This window comes from Pseudomonas sp. WS 5411 (assembly GCF_012985595.1).
In the GTDB taxonomy this organism is placed as follows: domain Bacteria; phylum Pseudomonadota; class Gammaproteobacteria; order Pseudomonadales; family Pseudomonadaceae; genus Aquipseudomonas; species Aquipseudomonas shahriarae.
Genome location: NZ_JAARMC010000012.1, coordinates 70755 through 95895, shown reverse-complemented (window position 1 = coordinate 95895; position 25141 = coordinate 70755). Strand labels below are relative to the sequence as shown.

The 25141-nt window shown below is 60.0% G+C and carries 22 protein-coding genes; 14 read left to right on the top strand and 8 right to left on the bottom strand.

Annotation, left to right across the window (positions count from 1 at the left end; translation table 11 throughout):
* Positions 1-144: 144 nt before the first annotated feature.
* The gene (locus tag HBR93_RS17565) at positions 145-1875 is read left to right on the top strand and encodes a monovalent cation:proton antiporter-2 (CPA2) family protein (protein WP_169960748.1); all 1731 of its coding nucleotides are present in this window, start codon (positions 145-147) and stop codon (positions 1873-1875) included.
* Here the strand turns inward: HBR93_RS17565 and HBR93_RS17560 are convergent.
* Entirely contained in the window at positions 1862-3070 is a 1209-nt protein-coding gene (locus HBR93_RS17560) for an ammonium transporter (protein ID WP_057439162.1), read from the bottom strand. The genes HBR93_RS17565 and HBR93_RS17560 overlap by 14 nt on opposite strands.
* A gap of 355 nt (positions 3071-3425) precedes the next feature.
* On the opposite strand from HBR93_RS17560, the gene HBR93_RS17555 reads away from it, so the two are divergent.
* The 8 genes from HBR93_RS17555 to HBR93_RS17520 all read left to right on the top strand — a co-directional run bounded on the left by HBR93_RS17555 (position 3426) and on the right by HBR93_RS17520 (position 12391).
* The gene (locus HBR93_RS17555; protein ID WP_057439163.1) at positions 3426-3740 is read left to right on the top strand and encodes a YqjD family protein; all 315 of its coding nucleotides are present in this window, start codon (positions 3426-3428) and stop codon (positions 3738-3740) included.
* Positions 3741-3742: 2 nt separating this feature from the next.
* Entirely contained in the window at positions 3743-4129 is a 387-nt protein-coding gene (locus HBR93_RS17550; RefSeq protein ID WP_057439164.1) for a phage holin family protein, read from the top strand.
* Entirely contained in the window at positions 4126-4467 is a 342-nt protein-coding gene (locus tag HBR93_RS17545; protein ID WP_057439165.1) for a hypothetical protein, read from the top strand. Before HBR93_RS17550 ends, HBR93_RS17545 begins: the two co-directional genes overlap by 4 nt.
* 93 nt (positions 4468-4560) lie before the next feature.
* Entirely contained in the window at positions 4561-5724 is a 1164-nt protein-coding gene (locus HBR93_RS17540; RefSeq protein WP_169960747.1) for an EAL domain-containing protein, read from the top strand.
* Between the two features lie 72 nt (positions 5725-5796).
* Complete coding sequence (locus HBR93_RS17535) at positions 5797-7128, top strand: deoxyguanosinetriphosphate triphosphohydrolase (protein WP_057439167.1); 1332 nt, start codon at positions 5797-5799, stop codon at positions 7126-7128.
* Between the two features lie 247 nt (positions 7129-7375).
* Positions 7376-7777, top strand: a complete 402-nt coding sequence (locus tag HBR93_RS17530; protein ID WP_115127859.1) for a response regulator — start codon at positions 7376-7378, stop codon at positions 7775-7777.
* A 352-nt stretch (positions 7778-8129) separates the two neighbouring features.
* The gene (locus tag HBR93_RS17525) at positions 8130-8756 is read left to right on the top strand and encodes a response regulator transcription factor (protein WP_057439169.1); all 627 of its coding nucleotides are present in this window, start codon (positions 8130-8132) and stop codon (positions 8754-8756) included.
* A gap of 8 nt (positions 8757-8764) precedes the next feature.
* Positions 8765-12391 (top strand): transporter substrate-binding domain-containing protein, encoded by a 3627-nt coding sequence (locus tag HBR93_RS17520; RefSeq protein ID WP_169960746.1) that lies wholly within the window; start codon positions 8765-8767, stop codon positions 12389-12391.
* Positions 12392-12521: 130 nt separating this feature from the next.
* Here the strand turns inward: HBR93_RS17520 and HBR93_RS17515 are convergent, their stop codons facing one another.
* Together HBR93_RS17515 and HBR93_RS17510 are read right to left on the bottom strand one after the other, a co-directional pair.
* Complete coding sequence (locus HBR93_RS17515) at positions 12522-13004, bottom strand: GAF domain-containing protein (RefSeq protein WP_169960745.1); 483 nt, start codon at positions 13002-13004, stop codon at positions 12522-12524.
* Complete coding sequence (locus tag HBR93_RS17510) at positions 13001-13891, bottom strand: ATP-binding protein (RefSeq protein WP_029298058.1); 891 nt, start codon at positions 13889-13891, stop codon at positions 13001-13003. The genes HBR93_RS17515 and HBR93_RS17510 overlap by 4 nt, the downstream gene beginning before the upstream one ends.
* A 166-nt stretch (positions 13892-14057) precedes the next feature.
* On the opposite strand from HBR93_RS17510, the gene HBR93_RS17505 reads away from it, so the two are divergent.
* Positions 14058-16382: a response regulator gene (locus HBR93_RS17505; protein ID WP_169960767.1), complete on the top strand. Its 2325-nt coding sequence runs from the start codon at positions 14058-14060 to the stop codon at positions 16380-16382.
* Here HBR93_RS17505 and HBR93_RS17500 read toward each other — a convergent pair.
* The 3 genes from HBR93_RS17500 to msrB form a co-directional block, all read right to left on the bottom strand.
* Positions 16366-16827, bottom strand: coding sequence for a MarR family transcriptional regulator (locus HBR93_RS17500; protein ID WP_057439172.1), 462 nt, complete (start codon positions 16825-16827; stop codon positions 16366-16368). The two genes, HBR93_RS17505 and HBR93_RS17500, sit on opposite strands and share 17 nt — an antisense overlap.
* Complete coding sequence (locus HBR93_RS17495; RefSeq protein ID WP_057439173.1) at positions 16824-17309, bottom strand: glutathione peroxidase; 486 nt, start codon at positions 17307-17309, stop codon at positions 16824-16826. Before HBR93_RS17495 ends, HBR93_RS17500 begins: the two co-directional genes overlap by 4 nt.
* Before the next feature lie 149 nt (positions 17310-17458).
* Positions 17459-17851, bottom strand: coding sequence for a peptide-methionine (R)-S-oxide reductase MsrB (msrB, locus tag HBR93_RS17490; RefSeq protein WP_115127855.1), 393 nt, complete (start codon positions 17849-17851; stop codon positions 17459-17461).
* Positions 17852-18054: 203 nt separating this feature from the next.
* Between msrB and HBR93_RS17485 the strand changes: the two genes are divergently transcribed.
* Both HBR93_RS17485 and htpX read left to right on the top strand, forming a co-directional pair.
* Positions 18055-19266: a pyridoxal phosphate-dependent aminotransferase gene (locus tag HBR93_RS17485; protein WP_029298044.1), complete on the top strand. Its 1212-nt coding sequence runs from the start codon at positions 18055-18057 to the stop codon at positions 19264-19266.
* Between the two features lie 304 nt (positions 19267-19570).
* A complete protein-coding gene (gene htpX / locus HBR93_RS17480; RefSeq protein WP_029298042.1) occupies positions 19571-20458 on the top strand; it encodes a protease HtpX in 888 nt (295 codons plus the stop codon).
* Between the two features lie 57 nt (positions 20459-20515).
* Here the strand turns inward: htpX and HBR93_RS17475 are convergent, their stop codons facing one another.
* Positions 20516-21172: a thiopurine S-methyltransferase gene (locus HBR93_RS17475; RefSeq protein ID WP_057439175.1), complete on the bottom strand. Its 657-nt coding sequence runs from the start codon at positions 21170-21172 to the stop codon at positions 20516-20518.
* A 103-nt stretch (positions 21173-21275) separates the two neighbouring features.
* Here HBR93_RS17475 and HBR93_RS17470 point away from each other — a divergent pair, with 103 nt between their 5' ends.
* Positions 21276-22043 (top strand): class III extradiol ring-cleavage dioxygenase, encoded by a 768-nt coding sequence (locus tag HBR93_RS17470; RefSeq protein WP_115127853.1) that lies wholly within the window; start codon positions 21276-21278, stop codon positions 22041-22043.
* 97 nt (positions 22044-22140) lie between these two features.
* On the opposite strand, the gene HBR93_RS17465 is transcribed toward HBR93_RS17470, so the two are convergent.
* Positions 22141-23814 (bottom strand): DEAD/DEAH box helicase, encoded by a 1674-nt coding sequence (locus HBR93_RS17465; RefSeq protein ID WP_017136163.1) that lies wholly within the window; start codon positions 23812-23814, stop codon positions 22141-22143.
* Between the two features lie 422 nt (positions 23815-24236).
* Here HBR93_RS17465 and HBR93_RS17460 point away from each other — a divergent pair, with 422 nt between their 5' ends.
* The gene (locus HBR93_RS17460) at positions 24237-25028 is read left to right on the top strand and encodes a crotonase/enoyl-CoA hydratase family protein (protein WP_057439178.1); all 792 of its coding nucleotides are present in this window, start codon (positions 24237-24239) and stop codon (positions 25026-25028) included.
* Positions 25029-25141: the final 113 nt, after the last annotated feature.

The following is a 25141-nucleotide window of genomic DNA, read 5'->3' as shown; positions in this document are numbered from 1 at the left end:
TCCGATAAGAAACAGGTACCCATTCTAGGCCGCGAGAAAAACCTCGTCGAGTCATGCCAAAGACCTGATCCAGATCACCATGGCCTATAACTGATTCAGCGATTCTCGCGGCTTTTTTCCTGCAACACCCCGACGGAGATGTCTGTGTTTGCCAACCTGCTGATCATTCTTGCCTCATCCCTGGTCGTCATTGCGCTGTTCCGTCGGCTGCAACTGCCACCGGTGCTCGGCTACCTGTGCGTGGGCCTGGCCGTCGGGCCAACAGCCCTGGACTGGGTCAATGACAGCGAAGACCTGCCAGACCTCGCCGAACTGGGCGTGGTATTCCTGCTGTTTTCCCTGGGCCTGGAGTTCTCCCTGTCCAAGATGCTCAGCCTGCGCCGGGTGGTGTTCGGCCTCGGCAGCCTGCAGGTGCTGTGCTCCGCGGTAGTGCTGGGTGCCCTGCTGCTGTTGATGGGCATGTCGCCGGTGGCCGCCTTGCTGCTGGGGGCCGGGCTGGCACTGTCATCCACCGCCATTGTGAGCAAGGAGCTGACCAGCCTCGGGGAGATATTCAGCACTCATGGGCAGAATGCGATTGGCGTGCTGTTGTTCCAGGACGTGGTCGCGGTGCTGTTGCTGACCCTGGTCCCGGTGTTCGCCGGCAGTAGCGAGCAGGCCTGGTACTGGGCACTGCCCCTGACCCTGGGCAAGACCGTGGTGTTGTTCCTCGGCCTGCTGCTCGCCAGCCGCTGGCTGCTGCCGCGCCTGTTCCATGAAGTAGCCGCCTCGCATTCGGCGGAACTGTTCGTGCTGCTGGCCCTGGTGATTGTGTTGCTTACGGCCTGGCTCACACACCTGCTGGGCCTGTCGCCAGCCCTCGGCGCGTTCCTGGCGGGCATGCTGCTGGGGGAAAGCCATTACCGGCACCAGATCGAAGCGGATATCCGACCGTTTCGCGACATCCTGCTGGGGTTGTTCTTTGTCAGTATCGGCATGCTGATCGACTTGCAACTGTTCGTCAGTCACGCCCTGCAGATCCTCGGACTGACCCTGGCACTGATGTTGATCAAGGGCTGCATTGTCGCCGCGCTGGTCAAGCTGCGCGGCAGCGACAGCGAGACAGCCTGGCGCAGCGGCCTGGCCCTGGCCCAGGGCGGTGAGTTCTGTTTTGCACTGATGGCGCAAATGCAGTTGAGCAATATGCTGCCCGGCGAAATCAGCAGCCTGCTGCTGGCCGCGACGTTCTGCTCCATGCTGCTGACGCCCCTGCTGCTGCGAGCCGCTCCCTCTATTGCCCTGCGCCTGCACCGCAAGCCCAACCAGCAAGTGCAGCTGGAGGCAATCACCGCGCTCAACGCCGAGCTGCGCGGGCATGTGCTGATCTGCGGTTATGGCCGGGTCGGCCAATCCATCGGGCGTTTCCTGCGCCGTGAACAACAGGCGTTCATTGCCCTGGACGATGACCCCGAACGGGTGCAGGAAGCCGCCACCGAGGACAGCAGCGTGCATTATGGCGATTGCCGGCGCGGCGCCCTGCTCAGCGCAGTCGGCCTGGAGCGAGCACGCCTGGTGGTGATTGCCGTGGACAATAGCGACGTGGCCCTGGTGGTGCTCAAGGAAGCGCGACGGATCAACCACAAAGTGCCGATCCTGGTGCGCACCCGCGACGACAGCCAGTTGACTGAACTGAAGGCCGCCGGGGCCAGCGAGGTGGTGCCCGAACTACTGGAGTCGAGCCTGATGCTCGCGTCGCACGCAATGATCATGCTCGGCCTGCCCGACCAGCAGGTGCGCGACCGCGTCGACGAAGTACGGCGCAATCGCTACCGCTTGCTCCACGGTTTCTACCAGCATACCGACGACAACCGTGAAGCCCCGATCAATCCTGACTGACTGCACCAATCTTATGGATCGACAAGTCCGCGCCGTAGTACTCCTCTTCCTGGCTCAAGCGCAGGCCGCAGAGGCGCTTGAGCACGCCGTACACCAGCAACCCGCCCGCCAGGGCCACTACCACCCCCAGGGCGGTACCGATCAACTGGCTGATCAGGCTCACGCCGCCCAGTCCACCCAAGGCGCTCTGACCGAAAATCCCGCAGGCAATCCCGCCCCACACACCACACAAGCCATGCAACGGCCAGACACCCAGCACATCGTCGATCTTCCACAGGTTCTGGGCGGCGATAAAGCACCACACAAACAGGCCACCGGCCACCACGCCGGTGACCAGCGCGCCCACCGGATGCATCAGGTCGGAGCCCGCGCAGATCGCCACCAGCCCGGCCAACGGGCCATTGTGCAAGAAGCCCGGGTCGTTACGCCCGATCACCAGCGCCGCCACGGTCCCACCGACCATGGCCATCAACGAGTTGACCGCCACCAGCCCGCTCACCCCGGACAAGGTCTGCGCACTCATCACGTTGAAGCCGAACCAGCCGACGATCAATATCCACGAGCCCAGTGCCAGGAACGGAATGCTCGACGGCGCAAACGCCACCAGACGCCCGTCGCGGTAACGCCCCTGACGCGGCCCCAGCAGCAACACCGCCGCCAGCGCCAGCCAACCGCCCATGGCATGTACCACCACCGAACCGGCAAAGTCATGGAAGGATGCGCCGAAGGTCGCCAACAACCAGGCTTGCAGGCCAAAGTTGCCATTCCACACCATGCCCTCGAAAAACGGGTAGATGAATGCCACGATCAGCGCCGTGGCACACAGTTGTGGAACAAAGCGTGCACGCTCGGCAATGCCCCCGGAGATGATCGCCGGGATGGCAGCTGCGAAGGTCAGCAGGAAAAAGAACTTCACCAGGCCATAACCATGGTCGGCACTGAGCACTGCGGCCGGCTGCATAAAGCTGACCCCGTAGGAGATCCAATAGCCTATAAAGAAATAGGCCAGGGTCGAAACCGCAAAATCACTGAGGATTTTCGACAACGCGTTGACTTGGTTCTTCTGCCGTACCGTACCGACTTCCAGAAACGCGAAGCCGGCATGCATCGCCAGGACCATCACCGCGCCAATCAGAATAAACAGCGTATTGGAGCTATGGACGAGAGTGTCCACCGCGCTTTGCACATTTTCCATGGGGATTGGCAGGCCTGCAGTTCAGGAAAAAGCACCAAAGCAGTTCATTGCCCAACAATCGCGCACTAAATTGGCACTGCGCGTTCTACCCTTCTTCAGAGGGAATGAACCGCTTTGGCGCGACGACCATTGAATAAGGCAGTGACTTGCGGGTTTTTCCACGGGTTTTAGGGATTTAGGGTAAGGTTTTTCAAGGCGTTGGCCGAAACCGCCCACATTGCGCGCAAGCCTTGCGGCTGACGCACCAAGGCAAAGCAAAAGCTGTACCAGACAATTGCAGTGAACCTTCACCAATACCGGTGACTCTCAAGCAAAACCCTGTAAAAGCACCAGACAGCCACTCACGGAGATAACCATGGCCAGAAAATCGGCAAAGACTGCTCAAGAAATATTGATGGAAGATTTCCAGACCCTGGTCAGCGATACCGAAAAGCTGCTGGACGACACCGCGATTCTGGCCGGTGACCAGGCTGACGAGCTGCGCTCGAAGATCCATGACAGCCTGCTGCAGGCCCGGGAAACACTGAAGTTGACTGAGGACTCCCTGCGCGAACGCGGCAAGGCAGCAGTCACTGCCACCGAGGACTACGTGCAGGCCAACCCTTGGCAATCCGTTGGCATCGCTGCCGGCGTGGGCTTCCTGATCGGTCTGCTGGCTACAAGGCGCTAATCATGTCTATCGGCGAAACCGGCTCGTCCGCGGGCCCAAGTTCCACATCGCGGCGCCTCGGCGCGGCTGTCCTGGGCTTGCTGCACAGCCATGTCGAGCTGTTCGGCATCGAGTTGCAGGAACAGAAAGCACGCACCGTCAGCCTGTTGCTGTTTGCCGGGCTGGCACTGGTGTTCGCCCTGTTGCTGCTGGTGGGGTTATCGGCGCTGGTCATGATCCTGGTCTGGGATACCTACCGCCTGACCGGGATCATCAGCCTTTGCGTATTTTACGTTCTGGCCGCAGGGTTCTGCGGGTTGCGCTTGAAGGCGGCGGTATTCGATGAATCCACGCCTTTCCACGCCACCCTCGAAGAGTTGGCCAATGATCGGGAGCGCCTGCTGCCATGAGCCTGACTGAATTGCCGCACACCAACTCCCGGCGAGAAATGCGCAAGGCCTTGATCCGCCTGCGCATGGAAATGCACCGCCAGGAAATTCGCCACGAGTCCCAGCAATTGCTGCTGCCCTTGCAAAAGGTGCGCAACATGGGCCAAAGCTGGCAGGACGGGTTTGGTATCAAGCATGCGCCGCTGTGGGGCGTCGCCGCTGTGACCCTGCTGGGATTCTTCACCGGCAAAGGCGCCAAGGGTGGCGGCATCGGCACCATGACCCGCCTGGTACGGCTTGGTGCGGGCCTGATCCCGTTGATCAAGCTCGCCATGCAGGGTGCGTCCCGCAAGCCCTGACGTAACTGGCTGCATTCTTGCAAACGGATCTGGCCCGGCGCCCTCTCTGTAGGGGCCGGGCCTTTTTCATGCCGAAGCACCTAAGGAGGCTCTGTGATTGACGGGCAACCGCTCGCCTGTTTTCAACCGTTTATCGACACCGCCACCGGACGCATCGCCGGGGTGGAAGCGCTGGGCCGCCTGCTCCAGACAGATGGGCAACTGCACTCGGTAGGCCCACTGTTCGCCGATGCACGCACGCCCACCTCGGCGTTACGCCGCCTGGACCGCAAGATCCGCGACAATGCCCTGAGCCGCCTGCATGAAGCACCTGAAGACTGGTTTCTGAGCCTTAATATCTCGCCACGCTGGATCACGTTGCTGCGACCCGGACAAGCCCTGCCCAGCCTGAAACAGTTGCAGGCCCATGACGTCGATCCAAAACGCATCGTGTTTGAGATCACCGAGCTGGGTGGCGACAGCCAGCGCCTGGCCGAAGTCGTCGCCCGCTATCGTGAGGCGGGCGCACGAATTGCCATTGATGATTTCGGCGCCGGTTATTCGCAACTGGATCGGGTCCTGGCCCTGCGCCCGGATATCCTCAAGTTGGATATGCGCCTGTTCCAGGCCGCGGCACTGGGTGGCCCGAGCGGCGAGGTGGTGCGCGCCCTGGCGCAAATGGCGGAAAAAACCGGATGCTGGATCATCGCCGAAGGCGTGGAAACCGAAGCGCAACTGAGCTTTGCCCTTGAGTGTGGCGCACGTTATGTCCAAGGCTATCTGTTTGCCCAGGCGCAACGGGACTGGTTCGCCGCCGATGCCTTCGTCCCGCGCTTTGCCGTGCTGCGCCAGGCTTATGTGCAGCTGAAACTGACGGAGCGCGGACGGATCATGCAATTGCGCCAGCAATTGATCGAACTGATGCAGATCCTGCAAGGCTGGGCCCTGGCCCAGGCCCCCCTGAGCCAACTGCCATGGCTGCCGGGTTTTCCCCGGTTACTGCGGTTTTATCAGTGCGATAGCCACGGCACCCAACTGACCCCCAACTTCGAATGGCGCCAGGATGCCTGGCAAGCCGACAGCCGCTACCTGGGCCACAACTGGTCATGGCGCCCCTACTTCTATCATCTGCTGGCCGAAGGCTGGGAAGAGCGCCGCCTGATTCTTTCCAACACCTACCGTGACGCCACGACCAATCAACACTGCCTGACAGCAGGACAATTCTTCGATAACGGTCAGCGCTTGCTGTTAATCGATATTGACGCCGCCGGACTGTAGTTTTTCGCTTGCTCCCGGCACGCCGAACCGGGAAGCTGGGGGTCGACATTCATCCTACGGAGAGCACTCGCCTTGGATTGGCCTACCCTGCTTACCCGCGAACGCCTTGGAAAACCCCTGCACAGCCCGGAAGAACTGGGCCGCAGCCCGTTTCACAAAGACCATGACCGGATTATCTTCTCCGGGGCCTTTCGCCGCCTGGGCCGCAAGACGCAAGTTCACCCGGTGACCAGCAACGATCATATCCATACCCGGCTGACCCACTCGCTGGAAGTCAGTTGTGTGGGGCGTTCCCTGGGTATGCGCGTCGGCGAGACCATTCGCAGCGCCCTGCCCGACTGGTGCGACCCCAGTGACCTGGGGATGATCGTGCAATCGGCCTGCCTGGCCCACGACATCGGCAACCCACCGTTCGGTCATTCCGGCGAAGATGCCATTCGCCATTGGTTCCAGCAGGCAGCCGGCCGTGGTTGGCTGGATGACATGAGCAGCGCCGAACGCAATGACTTCCTCAATTTCGAAGGCAACGCGCAAGGCTTCCGCGTGCTGACACAGCTGGAATACCACCAGTTCGACGGCGGCACGCGCCTGACCTACGCCACCCTGGGCACCTACCTGAAGTACCCGTGGACCGCCCGCCACGCCGACTCCCTGGGCTACAAGAAACATAAGTTCGGCTGCTATCAGAGCGAGCTGCCGATCCTTGAGCAGATCGCCCAGAAGCTCGGCCTGCCACAACTCGAGGAACAGCGCTGGGCGCGCCACCCACTGGTCTATCTGATGGAGGCGGCCGACGACATCTGCTACGCCCTGATCGACCTGGAAGATGGCCTGGAAATGGAGTTGCTGGAATACGCCGAGGTCGAGTCGTTGCTGTTGAACCTGGTCGGTGATGACCTGCCGGAAACCTATCGGCAGCTGGGGCCCGAGGATTCCAGGCGACGCAAACTCGCGATCCTGCGGGGTAAGGCGATCGAGCACCTGACCAACGCCGCCGCGCGGGCGTTCGTCGAACAACAGCCTGCGCTACTGGCCGGGACCCTGCAAGGCGACCTGGTGGAACACATGCACGGCCCGGCCAAGCGCTGCGTACTGAATGCCAAGGACATGGCCCGCAAGAAAATCTTCCAGGACAAGCGCAAGACCCTGCATGAGATCGGCGCCTACACCACCCTGGAAATCCTCCTGAACACGTTCTGCGGCGCGGCCCTGGAGCAACATGGCGGCCGTACACCATCCTTCAAGAATCGACGCGTCCTGGATCTGCTGGGCAACAGCGCCCCCCATCCTGACTGGCCACTGCATCGTTCATTCCTGCGCATGATCGACTTCATCGCCGGCATGACCGATAGCTACGCCAGCGAAATGGCCCGGGAGATGACCGGCCACTCAAACCCTCAATGACCCACACCCCGGGCAGGTTTTCCTGCCTGGGCGCTTACCTCAAAGAATCGACCTACGCAGGCACCAGAGCAGCCTGATCGAATTCGCCCCAACACCCGATGAATAATCACCCCTCTCTTATCCGCTCCAGCGATCAGCTCCTACATTCACGCAACCCCACGATAGCCCAGCGCCTGGCTCACCGAGCAAACAGACACAGGCATCGGCCGACGTGTTTCCGACCGCTGCTACTTCCACGGAAACTCCTATGCCCGAACGAAAATTGCGCATCCTGTTGGTGGAAGATCACCCTTTTCAACTCCTGGCCATTCAGTGCCTGCTCAAGAGTTTCGGCTTCAACCAACTGACCCCTGCCGAGAGTGCGGAGCAGGCGATCAAGTTGATGAGAACAACCGAGGCCCCCTTCGATATCATGTTATGCGATCAATGCCTGCCGGACCTCACCGGGTTGGAGCTGGTGGAGATAGCCTGCCATACGGGCTTCGTCAAAAGTGCGGTATTGCTAAGTGGACTGCCCGCCCTCGAACTGGAGTATTTGAAAACCCTGGCAATACAACGTGACTTGCGCCTGCTTGGATATTTGGCTAAGCCCTTGAATAAAGAAGCCTGGATCGAATTGATCAGCCAATCGGGGCTTGCCGATGATTAAAGAGTGCGCCCTTGCACTTGCCCAGAAACCATCTGACCAAACTGTTCCCCCACTACATCAACACACCGAGCCCAGCCAAAGTATTTTTTCAAATATTAATGTAGGACATTAAACACTCTTGCAACTGAAATATTACCTCCATCCAAGTGACAAATAACACCGCACAACTTTCAAACCTTTCACCTAAGAAACTCTTACAATACGGCCAATAAAGCCTTAGCAGGTCGTAGTCCAATACCTTTTTGGACGTAGGAATTTTCCTGTTTTATATCTACTCAGCCTTCCCTTCATGCTCCTGCCCTACCTTCTGAGCTAATGTGCGCGCTTATTTGCACTAGTATGGAATTGGCTCATGAATACAGTTTTTATTATTGACGACCACCCGGTCATTCGACTTGCAATCCGAATGTTGCTGGAACATGAAGGTTACAAAGTAGTCGGCGAAACAGATAACGGTTGTGATGCAATACAAATGGTCCGCGAATGCCTCCCAGACCTCATAATTCTTGACATCAGCATTCCAAAACTTGACGGGCTGGAGGTTCTCTGCAGGTTCAATGCAATGAGCACGCCAATGAAAACCCTGATCTTGACGGCCCAATCCCCGACACTTTTTGCGACACGCTGCATGCGTTCCGGTGCTGATGGCTATGTTTGCAAAGAAGGCGACCTAAGTGAACTGCTAAGTGCCGTCAGAGCTGTACTTTCAGGTTACAACTATTTCCCAAGCCAGGCATTAAACAGCACTGGCACCGATGTGGGCGAAAACGAAGAATTGAATCTTTTCAAAGCCGTTAATGACCGAGAACTTATGGTCCTACAACTTTTTGCGCAAGGCCGTACAAACAAGGAAATCGCCAAAGGCATGTTCCTTAGCAATAAAACTGTTAGCACTTATAAAAAACGACTTATGCAAAAACTTAAGGCCAAGTCCTTGGTAGAACTTATCGAGATGGCAAAACGCAACGCGTTAGTGTGAGAAACAGGATGCCAAGGCGTTTAAAGGACTATCTAATCATTTTGAGTACCGGGCTGTGCTTGAGTACAGCCGTGCCAGCCGCTCAAACCGCTCCAGAACGCTACGCACTGCTGAGTCGTGCCGGCATCGTTCAGTTGGACACTCAACTGACCCCCACGCAGCGCCATTGGCTACAAAACAAACGGGAACTGCTGCTGGGAGCCTCGACACCCGACTACCCACCTTTCGACATCACCGCCAGCGGTCATGACTATGAAGGTATTACTGCCGATTACGCGGGCATCCTCGCCAAAGCCCTGGCATTGCCAGTCACGGTGGTGCGCTACCCCTCGCGGGAGGCGGCAATCCAGGCACTGGAAGAGGGGAAAATCGACCTGCTGGGCAGCGCCAACGGATTTGAAGCGAGCAACGCCGACATCGTCCTGTCAACACCCTATGCGGTCGACCAGCCGGTACTGGTCACCCGTGATACAGAAACCCGCCCGCTCGATGACGGGCTGGCGGGCCTGCGCTTGAGCCTCGTCTACCACTACCTGCCCTTGAAGGAAGTCGAAGCGCTGTACCCCAATGCGATCATCCAGGTCTATCCGTCCTATTTGAATGCGCTGAATGCCGTGGCCTTCGACCAGGCCGATGTGTTTCTCGGCGATACCATTTCCACCCATTACATGATCAACAAGGGCTACCTGAAGAACATCCGCATGGCCAATTTCGGCAAGCACGAAGCATACGGTTTCAGCTTTGCCGTACACCGCGACCAGCAGACCCTGCTGGACATCGTCGATACGGTCCTCGCCGGTGTCGGGACCTACGAGCGGGAGAATATCGCCAAACGCTGGAGTGCAGGCAGCGATATCCTGCTGACCGACCATAAGTTGCAGTTGAGCCAGCGTGAAGAGCGCTGGATCAAGGATCACCCAGTGGTGAAAGTGGTCATCAACGAAACCTTCGCGCCACTGACGTTCGCCGATTCAGATGGCCAACTGCGGGGCATGACCGCCGACCTGCTGGAGTTGATCCGGCTCCGTACGGGCTTGCGTCTGGAGTTCCAGAACACCCGCAACGTCAACCAGATGATCGAACAGGTGGAGAACGGCAATGCCGACATCATTGCCGCCATCAGCCCCAGCCGCGAACGCGAAGCCAAGCTCAATTTCAGCCGCCCGTACCTGCAGAACTCCTATGTCCTGCTGACACGCAAGGAACCTGGGGCACCCTCGAGTCTTGAGCAACTGGCGGGAAAAAAACTGGCAATCACCGAAGGCAACCCACTGGTGGAGTACCTGCGCCGCGAATTTGCGCAGATCACCCTAGTAGAGGCCAGCGACACCTTCAAAGCCTCGGAAATGCTGGCCCAGGGGCAGGTAGATGGGGCCGTCAACTCGTTGGTGGTTGCCAACTACTTCCTCTCATCCCACTTCTTTCAGGGCCGGTTGCAGGTCAGTTCGAGTATCGGCACGCAACTGGCCTCTTTTTCCCTGGCGACATCACGCAGCGCCACCGAACTGGCCTCCATTCTTGACAAGGCCCTGCTCAGCATCGCGCCGGACGAACTTGGGGTCATCAACAACCGCTGGCGTGGCTACACGGCCGCCTCCGACAGCTATTGGCGCAACTACCACCGTCTGATTATCCAGATCGTCAGTGCCGCCGGGCTGCTGCTACTTACATCCCTGGCCTGGAACGGCTACATGCGCCGGCAGATCAAGCAGCGGCAGATGGCGGAACGGGCCCTGAGCGATCAATACGAATTCATGCGCGCCCTGGTCAATGAGACCCCTCATCCGATCTACGTGCGTGATCGCAACGGTTTGCTACAGACCTGCAATGACAGTTACTTGCAGGTCTTCGGCGTCAAGCGCGAGGACGTCATCGGCAAGAGTGTCATGCAGATCAACCTGGAAAACGAAGCACAAGCCCGTCAGTACCATGCCGACTATCTGCGGGTAGTCGCCGAAGGCAAGCCGCTGATCCTGGATCGCGCCCTGCATATTCATGGGCAGCACCTGACGATCTATCACTGGATCCTGCCGTACCGCGATTCGGTCGGTAAGGTCCAGGGCATCATCGGCGGCTGGATTGATATCAGCGAACGCCGCCAATTGTTCGATGACCTGCGCAGCGCCAAGGACCGTGCCGATGAGGCCAATCGCGCGAAAAGCACATTCCTGGCGACCATGAGTCATGAGATCCGCACCCCCATGAACGCGGTGATCGGCATGCTGGAGTTGACTCTCAAGCGTGCCGATCATGGGCATCTGGATCGTCCGGCCATCGAGGTGGCCTACAACTCGGCCAAGGATTTGCTGGAGTTGATTGGCGACATCCTCGACATCGCACGCATCGAGTCGGGTCGCCTGAGCCTGGCGCCGGAACGCGTCAACCTGCGGGAACTGATCGAGTCGGTGGTGCGTGTGTTCGATGGGCTGGCACGCCAGAAGAGTCTCAATTTGCTACTGGAGTTCAATCCCGGCGTTGAAGAACGTGATGTGCAGATCGACCCCCTGCGCTTCAAACAAGTCCTGTCGAACCTGGTGAGCAATGCCATCAAGTTCACCGAGCAGGGCGAAGTGAAGATCAGGGTGGATATCCAGACCACCGGCGAGCCACAGCAAATCGAGATGAAACTGGTGGTCGAGGACACCGGCATCGGGATCAGCCGGGACGATCAGCAGCGCCTGTTCGAACCGTTTTCCCAGGCCGACAATTCCGGGCACCTGGCCAGGAGCGGCGCCGGTCTTGGGCTGGTCATCTGTCGTAGCCTATGCGAAATGATGGGAGGGCAACTGACCCTGAGCAGCGTGCCCAGGGTCGGCACCCAGGTGTTTGTCTCGCTGCAGATGACCAGCCTGCCACCTGCCTACCCGCTGATCGAGCTCAAGCCTGCGACCCAGGATGCTGCGGCGGTGCTCAATGTGCTGGTGGTGGACGACCATCCGGCCAACCGCCTGCTCATGTGTCAGCAACTGGGTTTCCTCGGGCACCGGTTCACTGCAGTCCAGCATGGCGCGGCGGGGTTCCAGGCCTGGCGCCAGGAGCACTTCGACCTGATCATTGCCGACTGTAATATGCCGATCATGAACGGCTATGAACTGGCACGGTCGATCCGCGAACATGAGCAACGGGAGGACATCACGCCCTGCATCATCCTGGGCTTTACCGCCAATGCCCAGCCGGAGGAAAAACAGCGCTGCCGGGATGCAGGCATGAACGACTGCCTGTTCAAACCCATCAGCCTTACCACACTGGAGCGCCATCTGGCCGAGATCACCCCACTGTCACCAGGGCGGATCTTTGATCTCGATAGCCTGAACACCCTCACCGGTGGTGATCCACTGTTAAGCCAGCGTCTGTTGGAAGAATTGTTGAGCAGCAGCCGGCGTGATCGCGAGGAACTCATGGCAATGCTCGGACAAGGCACGCTTCAGGACCTGGTCGACCAGGCCCACAAGATCAAGGGCGCTGCCAGGATCGTCCAGGCCCGCACACTGGCCAAGCAATGTGAGGTGCTGGAACAGGCTGGCGAGGCAGCCGACCCGGTGCAGGTCGAAATTTGGATCAAGGCCATAGAACAAGCCATGCTCGACCTTGAGCACGTGCTGCAAGAGCAGTTGGAGAATATGGCGCCACTGTAGGGGCGGGCTTGTCGGGTCGCCGCATCGCGGCGATGGTCGTTAACGTAGACGTGGGGGGCCCGCCCCCCAGTGTTCTTCCCGGCGCCATCGCAGGCAAGCCAGCACCCACAAGGAATGCAGCTGCGCTCACTCAGCAGTCAGTCAACCGCAGGAAGATTGCCGCCAGTTGCTCAATCCCCATCTGATCCTCAAGCCTGAAACGCGCCAGTTTCGGGCTATCCAGATCCAGCACCCCAATCAACCGTCCATCCTTGATCAATGGCACCACCAGCTCACTGTTGGAAGCACTGTCGCAAGCAATATGCCCGGCAAAGGCATGCACATCTTCCACCCGCTGGGTTTGCCGTGAAGCCGCCGCCGCACCACACACCCCTCGACCAAACGGGATCCGCACACAGGCGATCTGCCCCTGGAAAGGCCCCAGCACCAGTTCCTCATCACGATTGAGATAGAAGCCCGCCCAGTTCAAGTCATCGAGTTGGTTGAACAGGAACGCCGAAAACTGCGCCGCGTTGGCGATAAAGTCGCGCTCATCGGCCAGCAGCGATTCCAGCTGTGCACAGAGCATGGCGTACCCATTAAGGCCGCTGCCCGACTGTTGCAAATCAATCATGGCTGACGCTCCAGCAATTTAAGCCCCACCCAGTAGCGGGCGAACTGGTAGGCGCAACGGCCGTTGCGATTGCCACGGCCGGTGGCCCAGCGCACCGCAAGGATGTCGAGTGCTTCATCGCGCTGCCACTGCAAACCCGCTTTGTTGGCCAACTCGCCGATCCAGTGCTCCACCACGTCCAGGAAGTGCTCCTGGGTGAAAGGATAGAACGACAGCCACAAGCCAAAACGGTCGGACAAGGCGATCTTGTCTTCCACCGCTTCACTGGGGTGCAGTTCACCGTCCACGCGTTTCCAATTGTCGTTGTCGCTCTGGTTTTCCGGTACCAGGTGACGACGGTTGGAGGTGGCGTACAGCAGCACGTTTTCCGGGGCCTGCTCCAGCGAACCGTCGAGCACGCTCTTGAGCACACGGTAATCGCCTTCGCCGGCCTCGAACGACAGGTCGTCGCAGAACAGGATAAAACGCTGGGGCAGCTTGAGCAGTTGCTCGACCACCCGCGGCAGGTCGGCCAGGTGGTCACGCTCGATTTCGATCAGGCGCAAGCCGGCTTTGGCATGCTGGGCCAGCAAGGCGCGGACCATGGACGATTTGCCAGTGCCACGCGAGCCCCAGAGCAACGCGTGGTTGGCGGGCAGGCCGTCGAGAAACTGCTGGGTATTGCGGGCCAATTGCTCACGCTGCTTGTCGACTCCAATCAGGTCGGACAGGCGCATATCCAGGCTGACTTCCAGGGGCAGCAGAAAACCGCTGCGCCCCTCACGCTGCCAGCGGGCCGCCAGGCAGTGGTTCCAGTCAATCACCGCGCGAGGTGCTGGCAACAGGGGTTCCAGACGAGCAAGCACCGCATCGGCCCGCTCAAGAAAGGCATTCAATCGAGAATCCATGACTATTCCTGTGGCAAGTTCTTGTAAAAGATGGCGTATTGGCAACCCTGACGCAGTTGCCAGACGGCTGCACCTGAAAAAACGATTCATACCGGGCAAGGCGGACGCTGAAGATGTTCAGCTATGCTTGCCAGGCGAAGGGAAACGTAAAGTGGCTCAGCACCCAATGGATATCAAGTTCGCCCACCGCTTGTCTTATAAACAAGCCAGACTGACTGTGCTGGTCGGTTTCGTATTGGGAACCTTGCTCAGCCTGATCCAAATCGGCATTGATTATGCCAGCGAAGACGCGTCCATCAACCGTGAAATACACGCGCTGATTGAAATCAGCCATAACCCCGCCTCACGCATCGCCTACAACATCGACGCCGAACTGGCCCAGGAACTGACCCTGGGCCTGCTGCACTCCCCCGCCATCACGCGGGCACAGTTGGTCGACAACAATGGCCTGGTGCTGGCTGACGTTAATCGGCCGCGCACAGAGAGCAGCTACCGCCCCATCAGCGACTTTTTGTTCGGCGCCAACCGCCAGTTCGAAAACCGGTTGTATCTTACCCATATGCCCGGCGAATCCCTCGGCGTATTGCGCCTTGACGTCGATACGTACGCGTTTGGCAGCCGATTCCTACGCCGAGCGGAGATCACCCTGCTCAATGGCTTTGCTCGCAGCCTGATCCTGACCGGCATCCTTCTAGGCCTGTTCTACGTGATGCTGACCCAACCCCTGGTGCGGATCATCCGCGAGCTGAGCACCCGCAGCCCCGGCAATGCGCCCCTGGCTCGCCTGGACTGCCCGCCGGGGCACGAACACGATGAGATCGGTGTACTGGTCAATGTCGCCAACCAACAGTTCGAGAACATGGAGACCGAAATCCAGCAACGGCGCCACGCCGAGGACCGCCTGACCGAGTACCTCGGCCAACTGGAAGATATTGTTTCGGCGCGTACCACCGAGCTCAAGGCGATCAACCAGCGGCTAAGCCAGTCCAACGAGGAACTGGAAGCGTCGAAAATGACTGCCCTGGGCATGGCCCAGGCGCGTGCGGCCTTCCTCGCCAACATGAGCCATGAAATCCGTACCCCGCTCAACGGCCTGCTCGGCATGATCGCGCTGTCCCTGGACAGCACACTGAATGCCGAGCAGCGCCAACAATTGTCGATTGCCCATGACTCCGGCAAGGTCCTGGTAGAACTGCTCAACGATATTCTCGACCTGTCCAAGTTCGATGCCGGGCAACTGGAACTGGAGAGCATCCCTTTTGATCTCGGCTCCCTGGTGGAAGACACCGCCAACCTGCTGTCGCAGAACGCCGCCCCCAGCGTCGAATTGACCTGCCTGATCGACCCGCAGTTTCCCGCCCAGGTCGTGGGTGATCCGACCCGGGTGCGGCAGATCGTCAGTAACCTGCTGTCGAATGCCTTGAAGTTCACCCGTTTCGGCCGCGTCGACGTACGCCTCAGTGCACAACCCGATGGCGTGCGCATCGAAGTGTGCGACACCGGCATCGGCATTGCCCAGGAGGCCCAGACGCGGATTTTCAAACCTTTCACCCAAGCGGGCGCCGGCATTACCCGTCAGTTTGGCGGGACTGGCCTGGGGTTGGCGCTGACCCACAACCTTTGCGAGGCCATGCGCGGGCGGCTGACCATCAGCTCGGAAACCGGCTTCGGCAGTCAGTTCTGCGCCGAACTGCCACTGCCCGCCCACACACCGGCGGCGCGGCTGGGACCATTGACCGGCGCGGTCGCGGTGATTACCGGGGCCAGCAGTGGCCTGGCAGAACTGCTGCTGACCTTGCTGCCGCACTGGGGATTGACGCCGCAGTGCTACACCATCGACGACGACTTGACCGGCCTGGCGCCGGACATCCTGATCACCGACTGCCCCGAGTGCCTGTTCCGCCTGCGCCCGACCGTCAGCGCACCGATTCTGCTGATTACCGCCTACGGCAACTTCATGCCCAGCGAAGAAGTGGCCGCCCTGGCCCCCCTGCAACAGCAGGCTCGCCCGCTGAGCCGCGCTGCGCTGTATCAGGTCCTGCACCGCACCCTGCGCGCCGACAGCGAAATCGTCCTCGACCTGGCCCAACTGGAAACCGGCCCGGTCGCGCATCGGGCGCGCATCCTTTTGGTGGAGGACAACCCGGTCAATCAACTGGTGGCCAAGGGCATGCTCGGCAAGCTGGGCTGCGAGGTGGTGGTCGCGGCCCATGGCGGCGAGGCACTGAAGCAACTGGAAGAACAGCGCTTCGATATGGTGCTGATGGACTGCAACATGCCGGTGATGGATGGCTACGAGGCGAGCCGGCAGATTCGCCGTAGCGGGCGCTGGCCGGAGCTGCCGATTGTCGCGCTGACCGCCAATGCCCTGGCCGAGGAGCGCGAACGGTGCCGGGCCGCCGGTATGAACGACTACCTGGCCAAACCCTTCCGCCGCGAAGAACTCAACGCCCTGCTCGACCTCTGGGTGCCGACTACGACAAGTCTGTGATCTGCCGGAGTAACTGGTCGAGGCCATGGCGCAAGGCGTCCGCCTGGCTCAGGTCCACACCACTGTCACACAACAGGCGGGCCTTCAGCGGCTGGACGCGCTCACGCAACGCCTGGCCCGCGTCGGCAAGACACAAGTGCACTTCGCGCTCATCCCGGGTACTGCGCCGGCGCGTGATCAACGCCAGCTGTTCGAGGCGCTTGAGCAACGGCGTCAACGTGCCGGAGTCGAGCAACAAGCGCTCCCCCAGCGCCTTGACCGTCGGCTGGGGCGGCGCAACGGCGTGCCACTCCCACAACACCAACATGACCAGGTATTGCGGATACGTCAGGCCCAACTCGTCGAGCATCGGTTTGTAGGCCCGCGTCACCGCCCGGGAGGCGGCGTACAGCTTGAAGCACAACTGGTCATCCAGGGCCAGGGATACGGCAGGCAAGTCGGTCATTTGAGCAACGCTTCGATCTCTTGGGTCAGTTCCTGAGGTTTGGTGGTGGGGGCAAAACGCTTGACCACCTGACCGTCGCGACCGATCAGGAACTTGGTGAAGTTCCACTTGATGCCCTTGGAGCCCAGCAGACCCGGTGCGCGCTGTTTCAATTGCACAAACAGCGGGTGGGCCTCGCCGCCGTTGACATCGACCTTCTTGAACAACGGGAAACTGACGCCGAAATTCAGCTCGCAAAACTCTGTAATGGCCCCCTCGTCACCCGGTTCCTGCTTGCCGAACTGATTGCACGGAAAGCCCAATACCACCAGGCCCTGGTCCTTGTACTGCTGCCAAAGCTGTTCAAGGCCTTTGTACTGCGGGGTGAAACCGCACTTGCTGGCGGTATTGACCACCAGGATCGCCTTGCCGGCGAAGTCCGCCAGGGTCTTTTGCTCACCCTTGATGGTGGTGCAGGGGATGGTCAGCAGGTTGTTGCTCATGAGAACGCCTCAGATGCAGAGAAGGTTGTGAAAACATAGCGAGCAATTAAATTGTATGCAATTTAATTGACCAGACTGATAACCCGACATCAGCGTGTGACGAGGGGGGCTTGCCCCCTCATCACCACAGCCCCTCGCTACAGGGGATTTCAGCGGGGAACCAGGTCCAGGCACACCGAGTTGATGCAGTAACGCAAGCCAGTAGGCGGCGGACCATCCGGGAACACATGCCCCAAGTGCGCATCGCACCTGGCACAGGTCACTTCAGTACGGATCATCCCGTGGCTGACATCACGAATCTCAATCATCGCGCTATCAGCAATCGGCTCATAAAAACTGGGCCAGCCACAACCGGCATCGAACTTGGTCTTTGAATCGAACAGTGGCTCATTGCAGCAAATGCAGTGATACACACCATCGGTCGTAGTCGCGTTGTACTTGCCGGAAAACGGCCGCTCGGTGCCCTTGAGACGGCACACTTGATACTGCGCCGGGTCGAGCATTTCCCGCCATTCATCCAGGGTCTTATCCAACTTTTCCATCAATCCACCTCGACAACTGAAAAAGCCTGATCTGTGTCTTTTCCATGGATCAGGCGGCACGTATGATTGCGCCTCTTCAAAGCGCCAGTCTGGCACCCGCGTTATCGGCATTCAAACGTATTTATGGGTCAGGCCACACGCAGGATTCCCAGCACGGTAGTCTTCACATCGTCTGGATCGTTCATTTTCGGGATCACATCGCCATGCAGGTCAGCAAATCGAACAAGCTCGCCAACGTCTGCTACGACATTCGCGGCCCAGTGCTCAAGCACGCCAAACGCCTGGAAGAGGAAGGCCATCGCATCCTCAAGCTGAACATTGGCAACCCGGCGCCCTTTGGTTTCGAAGCACCGGACGAAATCCTCCAGGATGTGATCCGCAACCTGCCCACCGCCCAAGGCTATAGCGACTCCAAAGGCTTGTTCAGCGCGCGCAAGGCCGTGATGCAGTACTACCAGCAAAAGCAGGTGGAAGGGGTCGGTATCGAAGATATCTACCTGGGCAACGGCGTCTCCGAGCTGATCGTGATGGCCATGCAGGCCCTGCTCAACAACGGCGACGAAGTGCTGGTGCCGGCGCCTGACTACCCGCTGTGGACGGCGGCCGTGACCCTGGCGGGCGGCCATCCGGTGCATTACCTGTGCGACGAGCAAGCCAACTGGTGGCCGGACCTGGCTGATATCAAGGCCAAGATCACGCCCAATACCAAGGCGCTGGTGATCATCAACCCGAACAACCCGACGGGCGCAGTGTATTCCAAGGAAGTGCTGCTGGGCATGCTGGAACTGGCGCGCCAGCACAACCTGGTGGTGTTCTCCGACGAGATCTACGACAAGATCCTCTACGACGACGCCGTGCACATCTGCACCGCCTCCCTGGCCCCGGACCTGCTGTGCCTGACCTTCAACGGCCTGTCCAAGTCCTACCGGGTGGCGGGTTTCCGTTCCGGCTGGGTGGCCATCTCCGGGCCCAAGCACAATGCCCAGAGCTACATCGAAGGCATCGATATGCTGGCCAATATGCGCCTGTGCGCCAACGTGCCGAGCCAGCACGCGATCCAGACCGCGCTGGGTGGCTACCAGAGCATCAACGACCTGGTACTGCCGGCCGGCCGCCTGCTGGAGCAGCGCAACCGTACCTGGGAACTGCTCAACGACATTCCCGGCGTCAGTTGCGTCAAACCCATGGGCGCCCTGTATGCGTTCCCACGGATTGACCCGAAGGTCTGCCCGATCCACAACGACGAGAAGTTCGTCCTCGACCTGCTGCTGTCGGAAAAGCTGCTGGTGGTCCAGGGCACGGCGTTCAACTGGCCGTGGCCCGACCACTTCCGCGTGGTGACCCTGCCGCGCGTGGATGACCTGGACATGGCCATCGGGCGCATTGGCAACTTCCTGAAGTCCTATCGCCAGTAACCCGGCTTTCGCTGTACGGCCCGCAAAAGGTCGTACAGCGAGTATCTGGCAACACATTCTGTACCCAGATACACCTTCTGCTCCGCCCGCTTCCCCTCTACCCTGTACTTACCCGCAATCGTGGGGCGCAGACGCCAGCCAAGGGCAATTTTCACGGGTCCGAAGCCTCGGAAAATCCCTGCAAGCCTCTACATTCATGCTGTAGGACACAGTTTGAAATAGTCGCCCGGTTGAATAGCCCACTGCCGCACCTTATATACCCCGCAGTACGCGACATATTAAGCATGAGGAGAACTCTACAACCATGATGCGCATCCTGCTGTTCTTGGCCACTAACCTGGCGGTCGTGCTGATTGCCAGCATCACCCTGAGCCTTTTCGGCTTCAACGGGTTCATGGCGGCCAACGGGGTTGATCTGAACCTCAATCAGCTGCTGGTTTTCTGTGCCGTCTTTGGTTTTGCCGGCTCGATCTTCTCGCTGTTCATCTCCAAGTGGATGGCGAAGATGAGCACCAGCACCCAGATCATCACCCAGCCACGCACCCGGCATGAGCAATGGCTGCTGCAGACCGTCGAGCAACTGTCCCGCGAAGCCGGGATCAAGATGCCCGAAGTCGGGATCTTCCCGGCCTACGAGGCCAACGCCTTCGCCACTGGCTGGAACAAGAACGATGCTCTTGTTGCCGTCAGCCAGGGTTTGCTGGAGCGTTTCTCGCCCGACGAAGTAAAGGCCGTGCTGGCCCACGAGATCGGCCACGTCGCCAACGGTGACATGGTCACGCTGGCGCTGGTCCAGGGCGTGGTGAACACCTTCGTGATGTTCTTTGCACGGATCATCGGCAACTTTGTCGACAAGGTGATCTTCAAGAACGAAGGCGGCCAGGGTATCGCCTACTACGTGGCGACCATCTTTGCCGAACTGGTACTGGGCTTCCTTGCCAGCTCCATCGTGATGTGGTTCTCGCGCAAACGCGAATTCCGCGCCGACGAAGCCGGCGCGCAACTGGCCGGTACTGCCGCCATGATCGGCGCCCTGCAACGCCTGCGCTCCGAACAGGGCCTGCCGGTGCATATGCCGGACACCCTGAATGCCTTCGGCATCAACGGTGGCGTCAAGCAAGGCCTGGCGCGGATGTTCATGAGCCACCCGCCACTGGAAGAGCGGATCGACGCACTGCGTCGTCGCGGCTGACAGCCAGCGGGTAAAAAAAGGGGCGATTGAATCGCCCCTTTTTTGTGGGCGCGTGATTTACAGCGGCGCCAACCGGTAAACCCGCTCCTCCAGCCGCGTGACACCGCCCTGGGCGAACTTCGGGCTCTCGGCCAGGATATCCCGCTGCTCCAGGACGCTCAGGCGCCAGTGCACTCCCAGCAGCCCACGGACTTCATCGTCGCTCACGGCAAACGGCGGGCCTCCCTTCAGGGCCTGCTCATAGTCCAGGCTGATCAGCAGGCCACTGTCCACCTGCGGCGCAATCGCCTGCAAATGCGCGGCATAACGCTCGCGCGTCAACGGCGGCAAGGCGATCAGCGCCGCCCGGTCGTAGACGGCCGTGCAGCCCGCCACATCTTCGCGGCTCAACTCGAAGAAGTCACCGCACCACAGCTCGATAGCGCCTGCCTGATACACCTTGAAGCTACCCCGTTGGCTGACTTGCGCAACCAGGCGCTGCTCCTGGAAAAACTCTTCAATGGCCTTTTCCGACAGTTCCACCCCCAGGACTCGATGCCCCTGGTTCGCCAGCCAGACCAGATCCAGGCTCTTGCCACATAGCGGCACCAGCACCCCCACCCCGCCGGCCAACCCCAGGCCCGGCCAGTGTCGCTGCAAATAGGGATTGACCTCGGGCAGGTGAAAGCCGATCTGATTACGTGCCCAGCGGTCATGCCAAAAGGTGGAGTCCATGAATAATCCTGAAAATTCGATCAAATAGCGCTAAAACTTATATTAGATTTAGATCAATGATCTGATTGAAGATGGTCCCATCTTAACCTTGAGGACCCCACTCATGCTGCCCAGCCTGTTTATTTCCCACGGCTCGCCCATGCTTGCCCTGCAACCCGGCGCCAGCGGGCCGGCCCTTGCACGCCTGGCGGCGGACTTGCCACGCCCCAAGGCAATCGTGGTGATGTCCGCACACTGGGAAAGCCGTGAACTGCTGGTCAGCGCCAGCCCCGCCCCAGAGACCTGGCACGACTTCGGCGGCTTCCCCCGCGAACTGTTTGCCGTGCAGTATCCGGCCCCGGGTGATCCGGCACTGGCCCAGCAGATCGTCGAGTTGCTCATCGCCGATGGCTTGCAAGCCCGCCTCGATCACCAGCGCCCGTTCGACCATGGCACCTGGGTGCCGCTGTCGCTGATGTACCCGGCGGCCGACATCCCTGTGGTGCAGGTCTCCCTGCCCAGCCATATGGGCCCCGCCCTGCAAACCCGCATCGGCCAGGCACTGCGCGGCTTGCGCGAACAGGGCGTGCTGTTGATCGGCTCGGGCAGCATCACCCATAACCTCGGCGAACTGGACTGGCAGGCCGGGCCGCAAAGCATCGAGCCCTGGGCACGGGAGTTCCGCGACTGGGTCGTCGACCAACTCGGCGCCGAGGATGAAGCTGCCTTGCACGACTACCGCCGCCAGGCACCCCATGCAGTACGCAGCCATCCCAGCGATGAGCACTTGTTGCCACTGTATTTCGCGCGCGGTGCGGGCGGGCAGTTCAGTGTGGTCCACCAGGGGTTCACCCTGGGGGCGCTGGGGATGGATATCTATCGTTTTGCTTAGCCACGGTTTTTTGTAGGGCCCCGGGGAAACCCAGGCAAAAAAAATCCCCGAACCAGTCGGGGATTTTTTATGTTCGATCAATCAACCCAAGGGCTGATCAATCTTCGCGATAGCGACGCAGCTTGAGCTGCTTGCCGGCAACGCGGGTGTCTTTCAGCTTGGCCAGCAACTTCTCCAGGCCATCTTCCGGCAGCTCAACCAGAGAGAAGCTGTCACGCACCTGGATGCGACCGATCGCTTCACGTGCCAGGCCACCCTCGTTGAGGATAGCGCCCAGCAGGTTCTTGGCAGCGATGCCATCACGCGCACCCAGCGCGGTACGGCAGCGAGCACGGCCTTCGGCCAATGGAACCGGCGCACGACGCTCACGATCACCACGGTCCGGACGGTCGCCAGTACGCTCTGGACGATCACCGCGCGGGGCGTTGTTCGGCACCAGTGGACGCTCTTTCTCGATCGCCGCCAGGGTCAGGGCCTGACCGTTGGTAGCCTTGCGCAGCAGGGCTGCTGCCAGGGCACGTGGGGTGCAACCGATATCGGCGGTCAGGCGGTCCAGCAGGTCGCCGTGGGTCGATTCAGCGTCAGCCACCAGCGGCGACAGGCTGTTGGTCAGTTTCTTGATGCGGGCATCGAGAACGGCCTGGGCATCCGGCAGGCGGACTTCGGCAACTTTCTGACCGGTTACACGCTCGATCACTTGCAGCATGCGGCGCTCACGCGGAGTCACCAGCAGCAGTGCACGACCTTCGCGACCGGCACGGCCGGTACGGCCGATACGGTGAACGTAGGACTCTGGGTCGTACGGCATGTCAACGTTGAACACGTGGGTGATACGTGGAACGTCGAGACCACGGGCAGCTACGTCGGTCGCCACAACGATGTCCAGACGACCATCCTTGAGGGAGTCGATGACGCGCTCACGTTGGTTCTGGGCAATGTCACCGTTCAGCGCAGCGGCTTTGTAGCCTTTGGCTTCCAGGGCACTGGCCAGGTCCAGGGTCGCTTGCTTGGTGCGCACGAACATGATCAGGGCGTCGAAATCTTCGACTTCCAGCAGGCTCAATACAGCCGAGGTCTTCTGGTCAGCGTGAACCAACAGGTGAGCCTGTTCGATCGCGGTAACGGTCTGGGTCTTGGTCTGGATCTTCACATGTTGCGGATCGCGCAGATGGCGTTCGGCAATGGCACGGATCGACTGTGGCAGGGTAGCCGAGAACAGTACGGTCTGACGGGTCGGTGGCAGCGCCTTGAAGATGACTTCCAGGTCATCCATAAAGCCCAGCTTCAACATTTCGTCAGCTTCGTCGAGAACCAGGTGGTTCACGGTCGACAGGACTTTTTCGTCACGACGCAGGTGGTCGCACAGACGGCCCGGCGTGGCGACAACAATCTGTGCGCCATTACGGATTGCTTTCAGTTGTGGGCCCATAGGCGCGCCGCCGTAAACGGCCACAACGGTAACGCCCGGCATTTGCTTGGCGTAGGTTTCGAAAGCGGTTGCTACTTGCAGCGCCAACTCACGGGTTGGCGCCAGGATCAGGGCTTGCGGCTCGCGCTTGGCAGGATCGATGCAGTGCAGGATTGGCAGGGCGAACGCGGCGGTTTTACCGGTACCGGTTTGCGCCTGGCCAATCATGTCTTGGCCGGCCATGATGATCGGGATCGATTGCTGCTGAATAGCCGAAGGTTCTTCGTAGCCGGTCGCAATGACGGCAGCAAGAATGTTCGGGTTAAGATTAAAAGCGGCGAAGCCGCCGGTTTCCTGGGTCATGGGTCTGCCTCTAAGTGCATCCGCAAAGACCCATGCTCCAAAGCTGCGCATGCCGTGTTGAGACTCAAGAGTCGCCCTGGCTGCTTTGTCGGCGGGGATTTGCGAAAACGAATGAATGAAAAAGATTCGTCAAGGGAGAGTCCGCTGTGCGGACGTGCAGCCGAAGCTGACTTCGGGGAATTGCGCTACCTAAACGCGGCCCGGTTAAAGGCCGGCGCGCACTATACCGGAAATCCCTGAAAAAGGGAGCTTTTTTTATCGGAAAAGGCCATTCCACTGCTCTGTGTCACTGGCTTTGCGCATCTTCGCAGGAACGTCTATTTTTCAAAGGCCCGGCCCCGTTGGTCATTGCGCTTAAACGCTTCACCTTTTGCAGTGGGCCCTTCGGTCCGAAACTGCCTTTCGCGCCCGAGGATGCCCCCATGAGTCAAGCCAGTAGCAGCCGCGTCAGCCGTGAACTACAAGGGCATGTCCTGCTGCTGGGGCTCGATCGGGTAGCCAAGCGCAACGCCTTTGACCTCGATCTGCTCAACGAACTGAGCCTGGCCTATGGCGAATTCGATCGTAATGAAGAAGCGCGGGTGGCCGTGGTGTTCGGGCATGGCGAGCATTTCACCGCCGGACTGGACCTGATCAACGTCGCCCACACCATGGCCCAAGGCTGGCAGCCGCCGCTGGGCGGTTGCGACCCGTGGGGCGTGTTCGCCGGGCCCAGGGTCAGCAAGCCGGTGATCGTTGCCGCCCAGGGCTATTGCCTGACCATCGGTATCGAATTGATGCTCGCGGCAGATATCAACCTGTGTGCCAGCAATACGCGCTTTGCGCAGATGGAAGTGCAGCGCGGGATCTTTCCTTTTGGTGGTGCCACCCTGCGCCTGCACCAGATCGCCGGCTGGGGCAACGCCATGCGCTGGCTGCTGACGGGCGATGAGTTCGATGCCCATGAAGCTTTAAGACTGGGACTGGTGCAAGAGGTCATGGCCAGCGAGGACCTGCTGCCTCGAGCACTGACCCTGGCCAACCGGATTGCCAGCCAGGCACCGCTGGGCGTGCAGGCGACGTTGACATCGGCGCGCCAGGCGCGGGATGAAGGCGAGACCGCTGCGGCGGCCGGGTTGCCGGTGCTGGTCGAAAAACTGCTTAACAGCGAGGATGCCAAGGAAGGGGTGCGGGCGATGCTGGAGAAGCGGCCGGGGGTATTCAAGGGGTTGTGAGCAGACAGTGATGGCCTCCTCGTGGGCAAGTCGAATCGGCGCACCGTCCCATTTGACCGCGTACATCTGTGGGCTTGCCCGCGATGAGCATAGGTCTCTACACAACTCTTTTC

Coding starts and splice junctions, on each gene's coding strand:
- HBR93_RS17500 (WP_057439172.1), bottom strand. CDS start 16,827: ATGACCGACTTGCCTGCCGTATCCCTGGCCCTGGATGACCAGTTGTGC.
- HBR93_RS17510 (WP_029298058.1), bottom strand. CDS start 13,891: ATGGATTCTCGATTGAATGCCTTTCTTGAGCGGGCCGATGCGGTGCTT.
- HBR93_RS17545 (WP_057439165.1), top strand. CDS start 4,126: ATGAGCCTGACTGAATTGCCGCACACCAACTCCCGGCGAGAAATGCGC.
- HBR93_RS17550 (WP_057439164.1), top strand. CDS start 3,743: ATGTCTATCGGCGAAACCGGCTCGTCCGCGGGCCCAAGTTCCACATCG.
- HBR93_RS17475 (WP_057439175.1), bottom strand. CDS start 21,172: ATGGACTCCACCTTTTGGCATGACCGCTGGGCACGTAATCAGATCGGC.
- htpX (WP_029298042.1), top strand. CDS start 19,571: ATGATGCGCATCCTGCTGTTCTTGGCCACTAACCTGGCGGTCGTGCTG.
- HBR93_RS17460 (WP_057439178.1), top strand. CDS start 24,237: ATGAGTCAAGCCAGTAGCAGCCGCGTCAGCCGTGAACTACAAGGGCAT.
- HBR93_RS17505 (WP_169960767.1), top strand. CDS start 14,058: ATGGATATCAAGTTCGCCCACCGCTTGTCTTATAAACAAGCCAGACTG.
- msrB (WP_115127855.1), bottom strand. CDS start 17,851: ATGGAAAAGTTGGATAAGACCCTGGATGAATGGCGGGAAATGCTCGAC.
- HBR93_RS17530 (WP_115127859.1), top strand. CDS start 7,376: ATGCCCGAACGAAAATTGCGCATCCTGTTGGTGGAAGATCACCCTTTT.
- HBR93_RS17555 (WP_057439163.1), top strand. CDS start 3,426: ATGGCCAGAAAATCGGCAAAGACTGCTCAAGAAATATTGATGGAAGAT.
- HBR93_RS17495 (WP_057439173.1), bottom strand. CDS start 17,309: ATGAGCAACAACCTGCTGACCATCCCCTGCACCACCATCAAGGGTGAG.
- HBR93_RS17515 (WP_169960745.1), bottom strand. CDS start 13,004: ATGATTGATTTGCAACAGTCGGGCAGCGGCCTTAATGGGTACGCCATG.
- HBR93_RS17485 (WP_029298044.1), top strand. CDS start 18,055: ATGCAGGTCAGCAAATCGAACAAGCTCGCCAACGTCTGCTACGACATT.
- HBR93_RS17470 (WP_115127853.1), top strand. CDS start 21,276: ATGCTGCCCAGCCTGTTTATTTCCCACGGCTCGCCCATGCTTGCCCTG.
- HBR93_RS17520 (WP_169960746.1), top strand. CDS start 8,765: ATGCCAAGGCGTTTAAAGGACTATCTAATCATTTTGAGTACCGGGCTG.
- HBR93_RS17525 (WP_057439169.1), top strand. CDS start 8,130: ATGAATACAGTTTTTATTATTGACGACCACCCGGTCATTCGACTTGCA.
- HBR93_RS17560 (WP_057439162.1), bottom strand. CDS start 3,070: ATGGAAAATGTGCAAAGCGCGGTGGACACTCTCGTCCATAGCTCCAAT.
- HBR93_RS17465 (WP_017136163.1), bottom strand. CDS start 23,814: ATGACCCAGGAAACCGGCGGCTTCGCCGCTTTTAATCTTAACCCGAAC.